This window comes from Methylomonas sp. EFPC1 (assembly GCF_016925515.1).
GTDB classification, from domain to species: domain Bacteria; phylum Pseudomonadota; class Gammaproteobacteria; order Methylococcales; family Methylomonadaceae; genus Methylomonas; species Methylomonas defluvii.
In genome coordinates this window covers 1,373,320-1,390,298 of record NZ_CP070494.1, presented here as the reverse complement: position 1 = coordinate 1,390,298, position 16,979 = coordinate 1,373,320, and the positions used below count along the sequence as shown (strand labels likewise).

Annotated in this window: 17 protein-coding genes; 7 read left to right on the top strand and 10 right to left on the bottom strand. The window is 52.8% G+C overall.

Going from position 1 to position 16,979, the window contains the following annotated elements; all coding sequences use genetic code 11:
- Positions 1 to 16 precede the first annotated feature (16 nt).
- Complete coding sequence (locus JWZ98_RS06575; protein ID WP_205453712.1) at positions 17 to 673, bottom strand: methyltransferase; 657 nt, start codon at positions 671 to 673, stop codon at positions 17 to 19.
- Positions 674 to 1,022: 349 nt separating this feature from the next.
- Between JWZ98_RS06575 and JWZ98_RS06570 the strand changes: the two genes are divergently transcribed.
- From JWZ98_RS06570 to JWZ98_RS06560, 3 genes are all read left to right on the top strand, one after another.
- Complete coding sequence (locus tag JWZ98_RS06570) at positions 1,023 to 1,463, top strand: regulator (RefSeq protein ID WP_205453711.1); 441 nt, start codon at positions 1,023 to 1,025, stop codon at positions 1,461 to 1,463.
- Positions 1,464 to 1,949: 486 nt separating this feature from the next.
- Entirely contained in the window at positions 1,950 to 2,219 is a 270-nt protein-coding gene (locus JWZ98_RS06565; protein ID WP_205453710.1) for a hypothetical protein, read from the top strand.
- A gap of 35 nt (positions 2,220 to 2,254) precedes the next feature.
- On the top strand, positions 2,255 to 3,298 hold the full coding sequence (locus JWZ98_RS06560) for a methyltransferase domain-containing protein (protein WP_205453709.1): 1,044 nt from the start codon (positions 2,255 to 2,257) through the stop codon (positions 3,296 to 3,298).
- 223 nt (positions 3,299 to 3,521) lie between these two features.
- On the opposite strand, the gene JWZ98_RS06555 is transcribed toward JWZ98_RS06560, so the two are convergent.
- Complete coding sequence (locus JWZ98_RS06555) at positions 3,522 to 4,868, bottom strand: peptide MFS transporter (RefSeq protein WP_205453708.1); 1,347 nt, start codon at positions 4,866 to 4,868, stop codon at positions 3,522 to 3,524.
- A gap of 269 nt (positions 4,869 to 5,137) precedes the next feature.
- On the opposite strand from JWZ98_RS06555, the gene JWZ98_RS06550 reads away from it, so the two are divergent.
- Positions 5,138 to 6,880: an NAD-dependent malic enzyme gene (locus JWZ98_RS06550; protein ID WP_205453707.1), complete on the top strand. Its 1,743-nt coding sequence runs from the start codon at positions 5,138 to 5,140 to the stop codon at positions 6,878 to 6,880.
- Between the two features lie 43 nt (positions 6,881 to 6,923).
- On the top strand, positions 6,924 to 7,436 hold the full coding sequence (locus JWZ98_RS06545; protein WP_205453706.1) for a YgjV family protein: 513 nt from the start codon (positions 6,924 to 6,926) through the stop codon (positions 7,434 to 7,436).
- Positions 7,437 to 7,482: 46 nt separating this feature from the next.
- Here the strand turns inward: JWZ98_RS06545 and JWZ98_RS06540 are convergent, their stop codons facing one another.
- The 6 genes from JWZ98_RS06540 to JWZ98_RS06515 all read right to left on the bottom strand — a co-directional run bounded on the left by JWZ98_RS06540 (position 7,483) and on the right by JWZ98_RS06515 (position 13,252).
- Positions 7,483 to 8,100, bottom strand: coding sequence for a hypothetical protein (locus JWZ98_RS06540; protein ID WP_205453705.1), 618 nt, complete (start codon positions 8,098 to 8,100; stop codon positions 7,483 to 7,485).
- 54 nt (positions 8,101 to 8,154) lie between these two features.
- Positions 8,155 to 8,490 (bottom strand): DUF1508 domain-containing protein, encoded by a 336-nt coding sequence (locus JWZ98_RS06535; protein ID WP_020482603.1) that lies wholly within the window; start codon positions 8,488 to 8,490, stop codon positions 8,155 to 8,157.
- 323 nt (positions 8,491 to 8,813) lie between these two features.
- Complete coding sequence (locus JWZ98_RS06530; RefSeq protein ID WP_205453704.1) at positions 8,814 to 9,431, bottom strand: TIGR04282 family arsenosugar biosynthesis glycosyltransferase; 618 nt, start codon at positions 9,429 to 9,431, stop codon at positions 8,814 to 8,816.
- 3 nt (positions 9,432 to 9,434) lie between these two features.
- Positions 9,435 to 11,585 (bottom strand): bifunctional TVP38/TMEM64 family protein/FAD-dependent oxidoreductase, encoded by a 2,151-nt coding sequence (locus tag JWZ98_RS06525; protein ID WP_205453703.1) that lies wholly within the window; start codon positions 11,583 to 11,585, stop codon positions 9,435 to 9,437.
- A 6-nt stretch (positions 11,586 to 11,591) separates the two neighbouring features.
- The gene (arsS, locus tag JWZ98_RS06520) at positions 11,592 to 12,554 is read right to left on the bottom strand and encodes an arsenosugar biosynthesis radical SAM (seleno)protein ArsS (RefSeq protein ID WP_205453702.1); all 963 of its coding nucleotides are present in this window, start codon (positions 12,552 to 12,554) and stop codon (positions 11,592 to 11,594) included.
- 2 nt (positions 12,555 to 12,556) lie between these two features.
- Entirely contained in the window at positions 12,557 to 13,252 is a 696-nt protein-coding gene (locus JWZ98_RS06515; RefSeq protein WP_240348243.1) for a DUF3047 domain-containing protein, read from the bottom strand.
- 277 nt (positions 13,253 to 13,529) lie between these two features.
- On the opposite strand from JWZ98_RS06515, the gene queG reads away from it, so the two are divergent.
- Together queG and JWZ98_RS06505 are read left to right on the top strand one after the other, a co-directional pair.
- A complete protein-coding gene (gene queG / locus JWZ98_RS06510; protein WP_205453701.1) occupies positions 13,530 to 14,627 on the top strand; it encodes a tRNA epoxyqueuosine(34) reductase QueG in 1,098 nt (365 codons plus the stop codon).
- A gap of 213 nt (positions 14,628 to 14,840) precedes the next feature.
- The gene (locus tag JWZ98_RS06505; protein ID WP_205453700.1) at positions 14,841 to 15,362 is read left to right on the top strand and encodes a putative metalloprotease CJM1_0395 family protein; all 522 of its coding nucleotides are present in this window, start codon (positions 14,841 to 14,843) and stop codon (positions 15,360 to 15,362) included.
- Here JWZ98_RS06505 and JWZ98_RS06500 read toward each other — a convergent pair whose 3' ends face one another.
- Together JWZ98_RS06500 and JWZ98_RS06495 are read right to left on the bottom strand one after the other, a co-directional pair.
- On the bottom strand, positions 15,363 to 15,632 hold the full coding sequence (locus JWZ98_RS06500; protein ID WP_020482610.1) for a PilZ domain-containing protein: 270 nt from the start codon (positions 15,630 to 15,632) through the stop codon (positions 15,363 to 15,365).
- An 86-nt stretch (positions 15,633 to 15,718) separates the two neighbouring features.
- On the bottom strand, positions 15,719 to 16,960 hold the full coding sequence (locus tag JWZ98_RS06495; RefSeq protein ID WP_205453699.1) for an NrdH-redoxin: 1,242 nt from the start codon (positions 16,958 to 16,960) through the stop codon (positions 15,719 to 15,721).
- Positions 16,961 to 16,979: the final 19 nt, after the last annotated feature.

The following is a 16,979-nucleotide window of genomic DNA, read 5'->3' as shown; positions in this document are numbered from 1 at the left end:
CCAAGCGCGTCAACTATTACGCTTTCATGACCTTATAAATATGATGCGCGCCGGCATGATTAACGGTGCTTTCTTCCACGGTAACCGAAAAACCGAAATCCGGGCCGATGTTTTTCGGATCGTGCTCCTCGCCGACAAAATCCGAGTAGGGAATATAAATCCGCGTGTGCTCGGTAATATAGTCTTTCACTTGATGGAAAAACCGTTTCAATATATCGCGCCCACCGTCTTCGTTCAGCCCGAAGGTGCCGTCTGACGGGTAATAATTGAAATTAAAAACGATCAGGTCGAACAGCGTGTGCGGCACATCGGCAAATAAATCGCTGTGCAGAAAATCGATAGGCGCCAATTCAGGATTCAAGCGCGTGTTTTCCAAGGTGCAATCTACTGCGTCCCGATTAAAATCGACACCCATGACGCTAGCGCAGCCAATTTTTTTTAACAAAAACGCGAAATAGCCGCTGCCGCAGCCCATATCCAAAGCCATTTCGGCGGGCGGTTGTTGCAGAATGAAATTCCCAAAAAATGAGCTGGTCAACCCAAAGTCGGACGGAAACACATTTTTCGCAATCTTCAAAGTGATGCCATCCAACTCCGTCATATAGGGTTGTTTTTCCAAATAGTGGGCCAATTCCTGCTTGCGAGCATCGATGCTCATATCCGGCTGTTTCATAATTTGCGATAGAGTTGAGTGGCGCCACGCTTTTGGACGCGATTGTTTCAGGAGCCCGCCATAAACGGCTGGCCGGTTCATACTTGAATCCTACAACAAACAGCGGCGGGCAACCAAACCCTGTGCAGTTATTGCCCACCGTGCCAGGCCTGCATCAGTGACTAACTGCCTGCCTTTGATGTCGGCCACGCGGTTCGCCCACCACGTGAGAGCGGGCAATTTGCCCGCCATTTTCGGGCAAATATCAGCTTACCCAGGCCACCGCCTCACCTACACTGCAACTGTCCGCGATATTCAGAGCCCAAACATCAGCCTGCATACCCAGCCACCATCAAGCAGAGAACACACCATGAACACATATCTTTTCGACGACCGCCGTATCGATTGGCAAACCCTGGAGGGCTTCGAGCATTTACGCTATTTCATTTTGAACATTGACACCGACGCCAACATTGCCGACGTCTTGTTCAAATTTGCCGCCGGCCAACAAATAGTGCTGCACCGACACAAAGCGCCAAACCACATTTTTGTCATCCAAGGCGAACATAGAATCTACCACGCCGACGGCACATTGAAGGAAATCAGGCCGGACGGCAGCTACACCCTAAGCCCGGCCAGCGACGTGCCGCACCGGGAAGGCGGCGGCGACATTGACGTCATCCTGTTGTTCAGCATCCGCGGCACCGGGGTGCTTTACGACATACTGGACGACGATGCCAACGTTATCAGTAGCCTGGCGATGTCCGACTTCGTGGCATTACACCAAGCACAGTCCGGGCAAACGGGATAAAAATCGCGCAATCCCGGTCATTTTGAACGGGAGCAATGAAAACCTCGCTCTCCGCTCCGTTACTGTTTGCTCAGGAATTGAACTGTACCGGCACTATCCAGTAGCGCCAGACTTTACTACTATCATCTCAGCTCGGCCGTCTATTCATGGCTTGGGCTTTAACTATTTATTAACCCGACCCTATTTATCGTGGGTATGCCGTTGGGGCTGAAATTCTATGATTATTTGTCAAGCTGTGCCTGAAACAATCAGTCTTTCCGTTCACAGGGGCGTCATCATCAATAACATCAAATTTAAGCTCTTCCCCTTTTAAAAAGAGGATCGATGGGGCTTATAAGGCATAAACAATGCTCAAGCGGAACTTAACTGCATTGCGCTTACCATCAGAACCAAGCAGCGATTTATCTATTGTGGAATATTGTTGTAAGGTTTAAGCCAACCCTTACAACTTAGAGCGTGTGACCGATCCGATTAAGGAAATTTCCGATGCTCTCCCGTATTCTATTCAGCAGCAGTAACGCCAATTTCCCGGACGAGTTGATACGTACATTACCGTTCAGAATTGCCTTCAGAGCTTATGCCGGAATGCTGGTGATTCTGACGACCCACCACAGCTTTCCGGACACACAAACCAATTCGGTATCGACTTGGCAGCGGCTAGGCCAATACTGGAGTGATTGCATCGATTGCCTTATCCTGGCTGCGGGCCCTACCCTGCGCGGCTATTTGTGCCGCAGCCATTTAAAACGCCCTTAGCACTTATCTTCAATAATAAAAACACGAGGCTTTCCATGACTACCAGTATCGAAATCAGCGAATCGGTCCGCCATTACTATGGCCAGGTCTTGCAATCCAGCAACGATCTGAAAACCAGCGCCTGTTGCAGCATCGACGCCATGCCTAGCTATTTAAAAGCCTTGCTGGCCAGTCTGCATCCCGAAGTCTTGGAACGGTTTTACGGGTGCGGCTCCCCCTTACCCCCCGCATTAACGGGTAAAACCGTGCTGGATTTAGGCTGCGGCACCGGCCGCGATTGCTATCTGTTGTCGAAGCTGGTCGGCGCGTCAGGACGGGTAATCGGCGTGGATATGACGCCCGAGCAATTGGCAGTGGCCGTGCGTCATCGCAACTGGCACGCCGAACGCTTTGGATTTGCGAATGTTGAGTTTTTGCACGGTCACATCGAAAACCTGCACACCGTAGGTATCGCCGACAACAGTGTGGACGTGGTGGTCTCCAATTGCGTGATCAACCTGTCGCCGGAAAAGCCCAGCGTGCTGGCGGAAATATTCCGGGTATTGAAACCCGGCGGCGAGCTGTATTTTTCCGATGTTTTTGCTGATCGCCGCATCCCGTTCGAACTGCGCCAGGACCCGGTGCTATTGGGCGAATGCCTGGGCGGTGCTTTATATTGGGAAGACTTCCGACGCATATTGCAGGACTTAGGCTGCCCAGATGTCCGCAAGGTCAAACAAAACACCATCAGCATCGACGACCCGGACGTGTTCGCCAAAATCGGCATGGTCAAGTTCGATTCGGTGACGGTGCGCGCCTTTAAAATGCCCCTGGAAGACCGTTGCGAGGACTTCGGCCAAGTCGCAACCTATTTGGGCACTATTGAACAACACCCGCACAGTTTTGATTTGGACGATCATCATCATTTCGAAACCGGCCGGCCGTTAAGAGTCTGCGGAAACACCGCCGACATGCTGGCAGGTAGCCGCTATGGCGAACACTTTCAAATATTGGGCGACAAAACCCGGCATTTCGGCTTATTCGACTGCTCGCCCGGACCCGGCAGCGAATCAGCCAAGGCTGACAGCGCCTGCTGCTGAGATGGACTGATCCGGTAAATTGGGCGAACGACAGGCGATGTTGTTCATGTGGTGATACGCTCGCGTTGCCGCAATAAAGCCACGCATCGCCATACCGACAACTACAAAACCGGTTGGATAAAGAATCCTGAGAAGAATCAAAAAATTGCCAGGTAGCGGCTAAACGCAGCCAGTCACCAAACCTGTCAATCGCAAGTGGTCGGTCTACACTGATACGTGATGGTTAATCCGACCCGACCGCCCTTTTTAATAGCGGTTTGAACGCCCATGTAGCTAAGCCAGTAGCGCCGCCGATCACTGCCAATAACAGAAAGAAATCCTGTCTGGGCATTTGCTCGTAAAAACTGCCGATGTAACCAGACAAATAATTGCCAAAAAACGTCGACAGAAACCACATGCCCATCATCATCCCCACCAAACGCGGCGGCGAGACTTTACTAACCAGCGACAAGCCAACCGGCGACAGATAAAGTTCGCCGAGCGTGTAAATCAAGGTACACAATGCCAGCCATAGAAAGCTGATTTTTTCGGTGGATTGCACACCGCTGATCGCGAAAATCAGCACCAAAAACGACGCACCCAACAATATCGAGCCGAATGCCATTTTGCCGACACTCGAACTTTGCCGGCCCTGGCCGGCGCGGTAGCGAGAAACACGGTCGAGCAACGGTACCAACAAGAATATAAAGGCCGGATTCAGGGATTGAAACCAGGTGGAGGGCATTTCCCAGCCCAGGATATGCCAATCGGTGTTGTGCTCGGCGAACAGTTGCAGCGTGTTGCCCTGCTGCTCGTAAACTGCCCAGAACAAAATATTCAGCACAGCTAAAGCCATTAATCCGCCTAGTGCCTGCCATTCTTTGATGGTCAGCGGTTCAGGCTTGATGACGTGGGCCGCCGGTTTAACAAATTGATCCGCTCCCAGATATTTCTGCCCAAACAGATAGACCAGCAAACCCAGCAACATCCCGACGCCGGCGGCGCCGAAGCCGTAATGCCAGCCGTAGCGCCGGCCCAAGGTGCCGCAGATCAACGGCGAGAAAAACGCACCCAGGTTGATACCCATATAAAAAATCGTAAATGCGCCATCGCGGCGCTGATCGCCGTGCGGATATAAACTGCCCACTTGAGCCGAAATATTGGGCTTGAAACAGCCATTTCCCAAAATCAAAAACAACAGCGCCAACAAGAAAAACGCTTCGACAGCCATCAAAAAATGGCCGATAGCCATCAACACGCAGCCGACTATCACGCATTTGCGCGGCCCCAACACCCTGTCCGCCAAAATGCCGCCGAACAACGGGGTGAAGTACACCAGGCCGGTATATAAACCGTAAATCTGTGAGGCCAGGGCTTGCGTGGACAAAGGCCCGAACAATCCCTGCAAACCAGTCTGTAATGTCGTAAACCCCAACACCAAGGTGTCGGTTTGCGCGGCTTGAATTAAATGCTGGGTCATATACAACACCAGCAAGGCGCGCATGCCGTAATAAGAAAAACGCTCCCACATTTCGGTGAAAAACAGCACGTACAAGCCGATGGGATGACCAAACAGAGTTTTTTGATTCACGTAGGAAAAGTGTTGTTAAGTTTCTTTGCTAAGCCTGCTGAACATCATCTCACAAGCGCCAATCTGGGGCATTTTTGCGGTAAACACTCAGTAATTGCACCGCCTTGAAACACGGCAACTATAAGCGACAAAAAAAGTGCCGATTCAGCGTGTTTTCGGCTACCGCATCGCCGATTAGGCTGTTATAAAGGGAACACGCGCCATCGTTTGTGCCATTCGAGCTCCTGGTTCGCCCTGGGATTTCGATCAAATATTTTCAAGGAAACTTAATGACAACGCTAAGCGATTATTTCGACTACCGGCTAGATGCCGACGGTAATATATATGTAGAGGTTTCGATTCGGGGCGTGACCTTACTCAGGCTGCCGGCCACCAATAAAGGCACAGCGTTTAGTGTGCAGGAACGTATCGAACTGGGCTTGGATGGCTTGCTGCCGCCGCAAGTCACGAATATGGCGCAGCAACTAGACCGCTTGTATGTCAATTATCAAAAACAAGCGAACGATATTTCCAAGTATCAATTTCTCCGGGCTCTGCAGGACCGTAACGAGGTGTTGTTTTACGCGCTGTTAGAACGGCATCTTGAGGAAATGGTGCCCGTTGTCTACACCCCAACCATAGGCTTGGCGGTGCAACAATTCAGTTCCAACTTCACCAGCACGCGCGGTTTGACTTTTTCCGCAGCCAATATCGATCGGGCCGAAACGATTTTACAAAACTACCCGTTACACGATATTCGCATGATTGTGGTGACCGATTCTTCGTCGATTTTGGGTATCGGCGACCAAGGTATGGGCGGTTTGGCGATTTGCATCGGCAAACTGGGGCTGTATACCGTCGGCGGCGGCATGTGCCCGTTTCAAACCTTGCCGGTCAATCTGGATGTGGGCACCAACCGCAGTGAATTGTTGGACGATCCGTTCTATTTGGGCGCGCATAGCAAGCGCTTGCACGACCAGCCTTATTTCGAATTGGTCGATAAATTTGTTAACGCGGTACAAACAGTCTGGCCCAAAGCCATTATCCAATGGGAAGATTTTGCGAAAAACATCGCCTTCGATTTGTTGGCCAAATACAAAGATCTGCTGCCCTGTTTTAACGACGACATCCAGGGTACCGGGGCGATGGCCTTGGCAGGTCTGCTCTCGGCTTGCCATAAAAAAGGCGAAACCCTCGCAGAACAAACCGTGGTGGTGGTGGGCGCCGGTGCCGGCGGATTCGGCGTAGCCAGTACCATTAAAAAAGGCATGCTGCGCGAAGGTTTAACCATGGAGCAAATTCTGCAGCGGATTTTCGTGGTGGATGCGCATGGCCTGGTGGTCAAGGAAGCTACGACCGAGGCCTACAAATTACCGCTATCGCATACTCAGGAAAGTTACCACGACTGGGATATTCCCGATGATAGGGTGCCCAACCTACTGGAGGTGGTCACTCACGCCAAGCCAACGGTATTGCTCGGACTAACCGGTGTAGCGGGTTTGTTCACCGAGACTGTGATTAAAACCATGGCGGCAAACCACGCCCAGCCCATTATTTTCCCTTTATCCAACCCCACCGCCAATTGCGAAGCCACGCCGGAAGACATCTTGGCGTGGACGCAAGGCTCGGCTATGGTCGCAACCGGCAGCCCATTCGCCGACGTCGAGTATCAAGGCCGGCGTTATCCGATTGGTCAGGGCAATAATGCCTTTATTTTTCCGGGCTTGGGCTTTGCCGCGGTGTTGGGCGAGTGCAGCCGAATTAGCGACGCAATGGTCTTGGAGTCTGCCTACGCCTTGGCAGATTACATTGTGGAGAAATGCTCGGCTGCCGATCTGATTTTCCCGCCGGTGGGCGATCTGAAGCAAGTCAGTTTATTTGTGGCTAATCGGGTATTGGCTAAAGCGCTGGAAGACGGCTCCGCGACCCGGCAGGATTTAGTGGGTATCGATCTGGAAGCTTACGTTAAAGCCAATCTCTGGAAAGCCGAGTACCTGCCGTTCAAATATGTCGGGGCAACGGCAACGCATTAATCGAATTTCCCCGCTTACAAAGCTCAGCGGTAAGGCTTAAAGCTTGCAACTGGATTTGAATCTGCTGCACCTCGCCTACCTGATTGGCGGGATTGGTATTCTGGTGGAATGGCGGGCTTATTGTTTGCCGGATGGCTTAGCGTTTCGGCGTTGGTCCGCAGCCGGGGCCGTGCTGTGGGCCGCTCAATACCTGTTGCTGGATGCCTGGACCGCTGGTTTGACCATGGCCAGTACCGCCCTGCGCACCCTGCTGTCCAGCCGTTTGGAGAGCGGTTTGCACAAACACTGGACGGCGGCGAGCTTCGTAGCGTTGTTTAGCGGGCTTACGGCATGCTCTTGGCAAGGCTCGGTTTCTTTATTGCCGGCCTTTGCGGTGATCAACACCACACTGGCTTTGTTTTACCTGAACAATCGCCGCATGCGCGTTGCGCTGTTGGCTTCCAGTGTGGCATGGATAAGCAACGATTACATCTGGCAAGCCTGGCCGGCATTGGTGGCCGAGACCGTGGCGATGGGCATTAATCTGCGGACCATAAGCAAGCTGTTGGCCCAATAACAACGCGCCCCTTAAATGTACCCATGACGGCGTTTCTGAAATGGCTTTATGCCGTTTCTGTCTGCCCAACGGGTTCTTCCAGGACTATCCAGTTATTTTCAAGCAAGGTGCAATACGGGCGCAGCGCGACCATCAGCGTTTGGTAAAGCGTAAATGCATCGCTGGGGTCTTTTTGCTTAAGCTCGGATACCTCGGTCAGAAACCGATAGAGCATTTTTACCAAATTCTCGATGGACATCGCCAGCCAGGCATCGTTGGTTATCCATTTATCGATAAACTCATCCAGGCGTGCGAAGGTCAGTTTTAGCAGCGGATAAGCAGTTTGGGTCTCCTTAAATTCCCGGAGCAGCATGTAATCTAGGTAAGCCCGCTCCGATGCCACCCGTGGCCGGTTGGTAATACTGAGGTAAGTGGCTTTGTGGTGGGCATAGGCGGCATCGAATTGTTCGCAAAACTCGGTTTCGGTGGTCATCGCCAGCCAAGTCTCTAGACTCTCGATGCTTATGCCGTAACATTCCTTGATGGAATTTGCCATTTTGTCGAATTGCTCGATGAATGCCGGCTTGGTCAGTTCGCCTTTAATCAGATTTTCAATCGCCACCAGTTCGCTTGCAGTCACGCATACCGTAGCCAACTCTCGAACAATTTTTAGCTCGACACCCATATTGTCTTTACCTAATTCGCTATTTGAAAAATAAAGCTGCGCTTTCAGCCCAAGTTACAGCGTCAGGTCGACGATTTCGGCTACGCAGGCATTGTCTTTAACCGTGTGCAGCGCATTGTCGAATACCATATTCGAGTTGAATAAAACACTTTTGACAATGATGGCACCGGCCGCATCTTTAATCACAAAAAAAGTATCGCCTTCAGGAACCTTGCTGGCGGCAATCTGGTTGCTCATTAAGGAGCCGGTTCGCACTTCTTTAATGCCCTGCAGAGCTTCTTCTTTGTTGTCGTAATCGCCGCTGATTAGAATCAGTTCGCCCTTACTGTTCACAAAAGAAAAGGAATACTGATTGTCGTCGTTGGCTTTAAGTTGAAAAGTGGCTGGCATATTCTGTCCCGGAAGTTAACAGTTGAATGGGAGATCATCGCCGATCAAATTTCAGTCTCACGACTACAGAAGAGCCAAAGCGTGACCGGCAGAGGCTATAAATCCAAAAGCAAGCGTTATGCCAATAAAAAACCCTTAAAAATCAGCCAGAAACAGCTCGACAGATCTTCAATTGTCGGGTTTGCTACACGACATTGACGGCGAGCCGATCGCCAGTGCCCTGTTCTCTTTAATCATGGGCTCTCGCTTTCCAGCCTATGCCTGAATTCCGCCCCACCCCTCCCGGCAATAACGCGAATCAAGCTGGGTTCTGCCCATAATGTTTACATAGCCGAATAACGCAGCCAGTCGGAGTAAGTATCCACATCCCATTGGCTATCCAGTTCGTAAAGCTTCAAACCGATGTCTTTTGCCCGGCTGCGAGTGTTAGCCATGACCTGATCATGGCCCCAGCTCATATCGCTGAACAGTCTCGGTTGTATCTCGTTTAAGCCGATCATCACATAACCGCCGTCGTCGGCTGGTGCGATAACCGCATCATGACCTTCGCGTAACAACGCCAATGCGCGAAGCAGATCGTCAGAGGTCAAACTGGGGCAATCGCAACCCATCAGCAAGGCATGGCGGTATCTGCCTAACGCATCAGCAAAGGCACGGTGCATGCGTTCACCCAAGTCGGCGCCGTGTTGAATCTTCAATGTCAGTGGAAAACGCCGCGCACAATCCTGAAAAAAGTTATGGCTGGCGTCCGGCGCGCAGTGCAGCTCAACCGCGCACAAAGACTGCTGGAAGGCGCGGTCCAGGGTCATATAAGTCAGTTGCCGGTGTGCTGCGGCAGCCAGTTCGGCATTTAAGGCTGGTTGCAGTCGGGTTTTGACTTGGCCGGGAGTCGGCGCTTTGCAAAAAATCAACAGTACGCTATCGGGATACAGCGTGGGCATGGCTTAAACCTTGCGCCGCCAAGCGTGATAACGGCCCAGCCATTTCAACAGCCCCTGGGGGGCGTGATTGCGCTTCCAGACGCCCGCCACATATTTATTGGCTTCTGCTAGGGTGGGATAGATATGAATAGTGCCAAGGATTTTATTCAAACCGATACCGTATTTCATCGCCAGCACAAATTCAGCCAGTAAGTCGCCAGCATGTTCGCCAACGATGGTGACGCCGAGGATTTTGTCCTTGCCGGGCACGGTCAGCACTTTGACAAAGCCGTGAGCTTCGCTATCGGCAATCGCCCGGTCCAGATCGGCCATGCCATAGCGAGAGACTTCATAAGCGATATTCTGCGCTTGCGCTTCCTGCTCGTTCAAACCCACGCGGGCCACTTCCGGATCAGTAAAGGTTGACCAAGGAATTACGGTGTAATCGGTGCGAAACTTTTTGAAGGGCGCAAACAGCGCATTCACCGCCGCAAACCAGGCTTGATGAGCTGCGGCGTGGGTAAACTGGTATGGCCCCGCCACGTCGCCGACCGCATAGATGTTGGGATAATTGGTTTGCTGGAATGGATTGGTATCCAAGGTTTTACGCGGCGATAGAGCGACGCCCAGTTCTTGCAAGCCGTAACCCTGCACATTGGCCGCGCGGCCAATCGCCACCAGCACCTTGTCGAAGGCAATCCTGACCGTCTGGCCGTCATATTCGGCCAACAGAATGTGTTCGCCGTTTTCGACGATGAATTCCTTGGCGGTGTGATTGGTTCGCACATCCACGCCTTCCGCCTGGAAGCGGGACCGGACGATGTCAGATACCTCCGCATCTTCCCGCAGCATCAGGCGCGGGGCCATTTCCACCTGCGTGACTTGGCTGCCCAAACGGGCGAAGGTTTGCGTCAGTTCGCAGCCTATCGGCCCGCCGCCCAAAACCAGCAGGCGCTTGGGCAATTCGTGCAAGTCCCAGACATTATCCGAGGTCAGGTAATCGATGTTTTTTAGTCCCGGAATCGGCGGCACGAACGGTCGAGCACCGGCGGCGATGACAATGGCGCGGCTGGTGAGGGTTTGCACACCGGTTTCCGACGTGACTTCCACCGCCCAGGGTGAGACGATTTTGGCGCTGCCTTGAATCACGTCAACTCCCAGCTCGCGATAACGCGCTATCGAATCGTGCGGCGCCACGGCGTTGATCACTTGCCTAACTCGCTCGATCACCTCCGCAAAATCAAACTCGGCTTCGGCTTTGGCGATGCCGAACTCGGGCGCGCGTTTGATGTGCGACAACAGCTTGGCCGAGCGAATCAGCGCCTTCGACGGCACGCAACCGGTGTTCAGGCAGTCGCCGCCCATTTTGTGCTTTTCGATCAGCGTGACTTTGGCTTTGACGGCCGCAGCGATATAAGCCGAGACCAAGCCGCCGGCGCCCGCGCCGATCACCACCAGGTTGTTGTCGAAATGGGCCGGTTTGGTCCAGCGCGCATAGACTTTGCGTTGTTGAAAGACTTCCAGCATTTTCTTCGCCCCCAATGGAAACACACCGAGCAAGGCAAACGAACCCAACAAAGCCGGAGAGAGAATACCTGACAGGGAATCGATTTTCGCCAGCTGGGTGCCGGCATTGACGTACACCAAAGTGCCGGCCAACATGCCTACCTGACTGACCCAGTAAAACGTTCTGGTCTTGATCGGCGTCAAACCCATTGCCAGATTGATCATGAAGAACGGAAACAATGGCACCAGACGCAACGTAAATAAATAAAAAGCACCGTCGCGAGTCACACCGTCGTCGATGGTTTGCAAGCGGTTGCCGAAGCGGGATTTGACCCAATCGCGGAACAAGAACCGTGCCGCTAAAAACGCCAGCGTCGCGCCGATACTGGAAGCAAACGAGACGATCAGTGTCCCCCATAACAAACCAAACACCGCGCCGCCGGCCAGCGTCAATATCGTCGCCCCCGGTAATGACAACGCAGTGACCGCGATATACAACGCGGCATACAGGGCAAGCGCCATTAGCGGATTGTTTTGGCGATAGTCAGCTATCACTGCTTGCTGCGATTTTAGGTTGTCCAGGCTTAGGTAATGCTGGAGATCGTAGATGAAAAACGTCCCGATCAATCCCGCCATTATCAGCAGCAAGGCGGTTCTTGTCGGCTTCATGCGGAATTACCCTAAAGCCCCGCCGCAACTGCTGCCTTGGCCGGCCGTGCAACCGTAACAATGGGCGGCGGTGGCGATGGGGGCGCCTTGCAGTGGGTGCAGGTGCAACTCGCTGATATGCGTTTTGGGTTTGGCTGCGGCGCCTAAGGGCAAATCCAGCATCTGATTGAAATCGCAATCGTAGACATAGCCTTGCCAGTCGATGCTGAGGGTATTCAGGCACATCAGGTTTTCAAGGTTGTCGGCGCGAAAACTGTCTTTCAGTAATGTCAGATAAGCTTCGAAACAGCCATGACTGACCAAGGTACTGCCGAAGCGCTGAATCGGCATATTGGCGATGGCAAACAGGCGGTTGAAGACGATGCCGTAATGTTGCTGCAAGTGCTGTTTATATGCCCGTTCCAGATTATGTTGATCGGGCGGCAATACCGCGGCTTGCGGGTTGAACACCAGATTCAATTCCAGTCCGCTGTCCGGCTGGCCATAACCCAGCCGATTCAAACGCTGCAAGGCCGCCAGGCTGTCTTTGAACACGCCTTTACCGCGTTGTTTGTCGACATTTTCTTCCAGATAACACGGCAGAGAGGCGACGATATTGACCTGCTGCGCAGCCAGAAACGCCCCGAGATCGGCGTATTCAGGTTCTTCCAGAATGGTCAGATTGCAACGATCAATCACTTCGATACCTCGATCACGCGCAGTTCGCACCAAATAGCGAAAATCCGGATGCATTTCCGGCGCGCCGCCGGTCAGATCCAACGTGTGAATGTTAGCGGCCTCGGCCAGTGCCAATACTTGATCGATAGTCTCCCGACTCATCGCCTCGGTGCGTTTGGGGCCGGCGTTGACATGGCAATGCACACAGCTCAAGTTGCACCGATAGCCCAGATTGATTTGCAAAATCTCCAACGGCTTGCGAAAAATGGCCGGAAAATCGCTGTTGACCAGTAAAGGTTTCGTGTCGTGCATGTTTAATCCTTGGAAAACCAGATGTCGCCATATACAGCGACAATTTGGCCGCCGCTGTTGTCGGTATCGGTCATGATGGCGACGGCATCAATAGCGGAGATGTCTTCACCGAACAGTTGCTTGAAGTCAGCCCTAATATTGCGTTTTTCGTGTTCCCAGACATTCAAAGGTGCTTCCTGATCGCGTAAAGCCATCATCATCGCATGGTCGCCGGCAAACGCATTCGGCCAGACACGGTCCTTTTTGCTGTTGCCGGCCCAGACATAATTGATGGCCTTGGTTTGCCAAAATGCCAGTCCGCCTTTGACCACCACATACACCCGCGCCGCATAATCATCGCCAGCCTTACTTTGTTCGTTCAAGCCGGATAAACGATTACCGATGCGCCACGACCAGTTCAGGAATGGCGTTTGCGTTAGGTCGATCCGTTGTTCCTTGAACAGGCCGGAACCGGCGGCGTGGCTATCGGCCACCAGTGCCGTCACGCCGTCGACGGTTTGCAATCGGTATTGAGTTTCACCTTTGAAGCTTTTATGTTCCCATCCCTCCAGGCGATTCTGGCTGAACTCGCCGATAGGTAGTTTATTGTCGGCATTCACTGGATACTGCGGCAGCAAAATCGCCAAGCACAGCAATAGTATATGCGTCACCAATGTCAATCTGGCGCTGATATGAGCCGGATACGGGAGAATTGTCATAGTCGGTCGTCCAAGTTTTACTTGATGCGGATGTCACCACGCTTTTCCTGTCAATAATAAAACGAGAGCGGCAAACCAGCTTAGCTTTTCTACGCAATCAGTCGGACTGACGGGGATTCGTTACAAGTGATTTAAGTAATGTAGCGCTTGGTAAGCGAAAACTAGCGCCGATGCGGTTGATCTTCATGGTTGATAAGGTTAGCTTATCAAGCTATTTGGGTACCCTGCCGTATTAAACCACGACAATGTCCCCCACTATTTCCCAAGGTGCTGCCAATTGAACACTCCCCCCCAAGCTGAAGATCTTAAAGCACTTGTCGAACGCATCAAGCACTGGGGCGAGGAATTGGGATTTCAGCAGATTGGTGTCAGCGATACGGATTTGAATACCGCCGAAGAGCATCTGCACAACTGGCTGGACAAGGGCTTTAACGGCGAGATGCAATACATGGCCGCACACGGTTTGAAACGCAGTCGCCCGGCTTTGTTGCAGGAAGGTACGCGCAGCATTATCTCGGCACGAATGGATTATTTGCCGGAAGCATCGACCACCAGCAAGCAATTATTAGACGACCCTGCCGCCGCCTTCGTATCCCGGTATGCCTTGGGGCGCGATTACCACAAACTACTGCGGAATAGACTGCAAAAACTGGTGGACAAAATCGCCGAGGAGATTGGTCAGTTCGGCTATCGGGCTTTTGTCGACAGCGCACCGGTTTTGGAAAAAGCCATCGCCGAGAAAGCCGGCTTGGGCTGGATAGGCAAGCACAGCAATCTGATCAATCGCCGAGCCGGTTCCTGGTTTTTTCTCGGGGAAATTTATACCGACTTGGCCTTACCTAGCGATCGGCCAGTCAGCAACCACTGCGGACAATGCAGGGCTTGTTTGGATATTTGCCCGACGCAAGCCATCGTCGGCCCGTATCAGGTCGATGCCCGCCGTTGCGTGTCGTATTTAACTATAGAACTGCACGGCAGCATTCCAGTGGAATTGCGGTCTTTGCTAGGCAATCGGATTTACGGTTGCGATGATTGCCAGTTGGTGTGCCCGTGGAATCGCTTCGCCAAACTCAGCGCAGAAAGCGATTTCAAACCCCGGCATCGTTTGGATCAGGCGACTTTGCTTGAATTATTTAGCTGGACTGAAGCCGAATTTCTGCACAAAACCGAAGGCTCGGCGATTCGCCGCATCGGCCATCAGCGTTGGCTGCGCAATATCGCTGTGGCGCTGGGCAATGGCAAAGCCACTGATGTGGCTAAGACGGCATTGGCCTGCAGATTGAGTGATGAATCGGAGATGGTGCGCGAGCATGCACAATGGGCTTTGCAGAAATTGGACAGTTTGCACATTGAACCGGAACTTCCGACAATTTAGAAGCGTCTTTCCCAGCGCAAGCCGGAGCCGAGTGCCATTAACAAACGGAATTGGTAGTTGCGGGAATCGCGAGTAAAAGGGATTTAATCAGCCAGACTGCGATAATCGCCCCTACCGTGAAAACTCAGGCTAAATATGCTTTGTTTACTTGAACTCGCATGAAGTCAAGGTGTATTCTTAGAGCCAGTTAACACAATTCGTTCGAGGCCCAACATGCTGGTCACCGCCTCTTCCCATCAAACTTCGCTATATCGGCTGACCGGCCGCAATCTAGCCGCGAGCGGCGAACAGGCGCCTGTCGAACCTATCGCCCAAGCTGCGAAAAGCGCAAACGCCCAATCCGGCCAATACAGTCCGGAACAGCTAAGCCAAATTGCCGAGCTTAAAGCCCGCGACCAGGAAGTTCGGGCGCACGAGCAAGCTCATTTAAGTGCCGCCGGCGGTATCGCTGTCAGTGGTGCGCGTTTTACTTTTGTGACGGGGCCGGATGGCCAACGTTACGCCACCGGCGGTGAAGTGAATATTGATGTCTCAGAGGTTGCCGGCGACCCGGAAGCGACTCTGCGCAAAGCCGAGACTATCCGCCGCGCGGCATTAGCGCCGGCCAGTCCCTCAGGCCCGGATCAAAGCATCGCCGCCAAGGCAGCGGCGATGGCTAATAAAGCTCGTGGAGAATTGTTGAATTCGCAAAAGCAACCCAGCCGTAACGGCGAGCTCCTCGACCTGACCGCCTGATCAACGCGGCGCAAACTCCAGACCAAACCCCACGTCCGGCTCTACCCGCACCACAATCGCAGTTTGTATCGGCGCATCGTCGAATTCGGTGGTTTGCACTTCCACTAGCGCGCCAATCGGCGGGATTAATTCGTTGGCACACAGTAAAAACAATCCAGTCTCGGAAAAGTCCCGCATATCCACCACGACCGCTTCAGCCGATGCCGGCACCGTCATCCTGATTTTGGCACGGTGCTTTAGGCGCGGGTGCCTGCGCTTGTTATCAATCACGAATTCTCCTATCTCGTTTCGCTTCTATCGCACGTGTAGTGATAAATAAAAGCACTGTTAATCAACGCCCCACGCCAACCGGCCATCTACTCGCCTAAACCGCGCAATATTAAATACAACCCTAAACTTACCATCGCCAAGCCGCTAAGCAATTTCAGCCAACGACCTTCTTTTTCCTGCAAACGACGCTGACTCAGGGTCACGACTCCCACACCCAGCAAAACGACGTCATCCAGCATATAAGCCAGATTGTACAACATTAAATAACCGTAATAGTCCCAGCCGCTTAATTCCCGCAAGGTGAGTATGCGTGTGTAAAGAGCCGGAAATCCAGAGGTACACAACAATTCGACGATCTGGACCAGTAGAGCCAGCACCACGGCTCCCAACATGGCGCCCGCCAAATTCTCGGCTTGCAGGATGCGCCGAATCCGGTTGTAGATACCAGGTTTGGCGGCGGCGGGAATCGACAGGGAAATACCCCTGCCAAACGCCCAAAAATCTTTCAGGTTGATCGCGCCGGCCAACACGGCAATGCCGGCGATAGCCAATTCCGAAGCTCGCGATAAGCCTATCAGTAAAAATAGATTCAACCAGGCGGCCATAAACACGAAGTAAGCCATCCCTTCGACGACAACAAACGTGCCGGCCACCGCCAACATCCGGGGCCGATTATTCGTAGGTGCCAGCATCGAAATCATCAAAATCAACACCCACATCGAACAGGGATTGAAGCCATCCAGCAAGCCCATGGCTAGTGTAAAAGCCGGCAAACCAACCTCGTCAAGACCGATGCGCCTGCCAAACCAATTCACGGCAAACACCGCAGGTTCGGTCGGCGCCGTCTGGCTAACCGGCACGTCGCACGACTCGCTGACCTGTACTTCGCAGCTACCGGCCTCCGCATCGGACACTTCACTCGGCGGCGCACCGGCACGCAAGGCATTTCTAATCAAACCGCTACTATCGGCTTCTGCGGAATAACCGACGATGTATTCGCCACGCACCAAAAATGTCGGCAACCTGATTGGCCCGGCTTGCCGGGATTCGGTAATCTGCTGCAATCGCCCCAAGGCGGTCGGCTCTGCAGAGATATTGCGAATAACTATCCGTAAACCGGGTTGTTCGCCTTGCAGCGCCGCCAAAAAATGCTCGGCTTGTTGGCAATGCGGACAACCGTTACGGACAAAAGCTTCGATATCGATCTGGTTTTCAACCGCGCCGACAATCGGCATGGTTGCCAGCGCAAACCCCAGCAGCAAACCAAAACGCATCAGTGTCGACGGTAGCTGGGCCAAGCATTTTCGAAACAGTTTCAGTATCAACACTCGCCTATTCTCCTCAATA

Coding starts and splice junctions, on each gene's coding strand:
- JWZ98_RS06535 (WP_020482603.1), bottom strand. CDS start 8,490: ATGCCAGCCACTTTTCAACTTAAAGCCAACGACGACAATCAGTATTCC.
- arsS (WP_205453702.1), bottom strand. CDS start 12,554: ATGCACGACACGAAACCTTTACTGGTCAACAGCGATTTTCCGGCCATT.
- JWZ98_RS06515 (WP_240348243.1), bottom strand. CDS start 13,252: ATGACAATTCTCCCGTATCCGGCTCATATCAGCGCCAGATTGACATTG.
- JWZ98_RS06525 (WP_205453703.1), bottom strand. CDS start 11,585: ATGAAGCCGACAAGAACCGCCTTGCTGCTGATAATGGCGGGATTGATC.
- JWZ98_RS06565 (WP_205453710.1), top strand. CDS start 1,950: ATGCTCTCCCGTATTCTATTCAGCAGCAGTAACGCCAATTTCCCGGAC.
- JWZ98_RS06530 (WP_205453704.1), bottom strand. CDS start 9,431: ATGCCCACGCTGTATCCCGATAGCGTACTGTTGATTTTTTGCAAAGCG.
- JWZ98_RS06550 (WP_205453707.1), top strand. CDS start 5,138: ATGACAACGCTAAGCGATTATTTCGACTACCGGCTAGATGCCGACGGT.
- JWZ98_RS06540 (WP_205453705.1), bottom strand. CDS start 8,100: ATGGGTGTCGAGCTAAAAATTGTTCGAGAGTTGGCTACGGTATGCGTG.
- JWZ98_RS06570 (WP_205453711.1), top strand. CDS start 1,023: ATGAACACATATCTTTTCGACGACCGCCGTATCGATTGGCAAACCCTG.
- JWZ98_RS06575 (WP_205453712.1), bottom strand. CDS start 673: ATGAAACAGCCGGATATGAGCATCGATGCTCGCAAGCAGGAATTGGCC.
- JWZ98_RS06505 (WP_205453700.1), top strand. CDS start 14,841: ATGCTGGTCACCGCCTCTTCCCATCAAACTTCGCTATATCGGCTGACC.
- JWZ98_RS06560 (WP_205453709.1), top strand. CDS start 2,255: ATGACTACCAGTATCGAAATCAGCGAATCGGTCCGCCATTACTATGGC.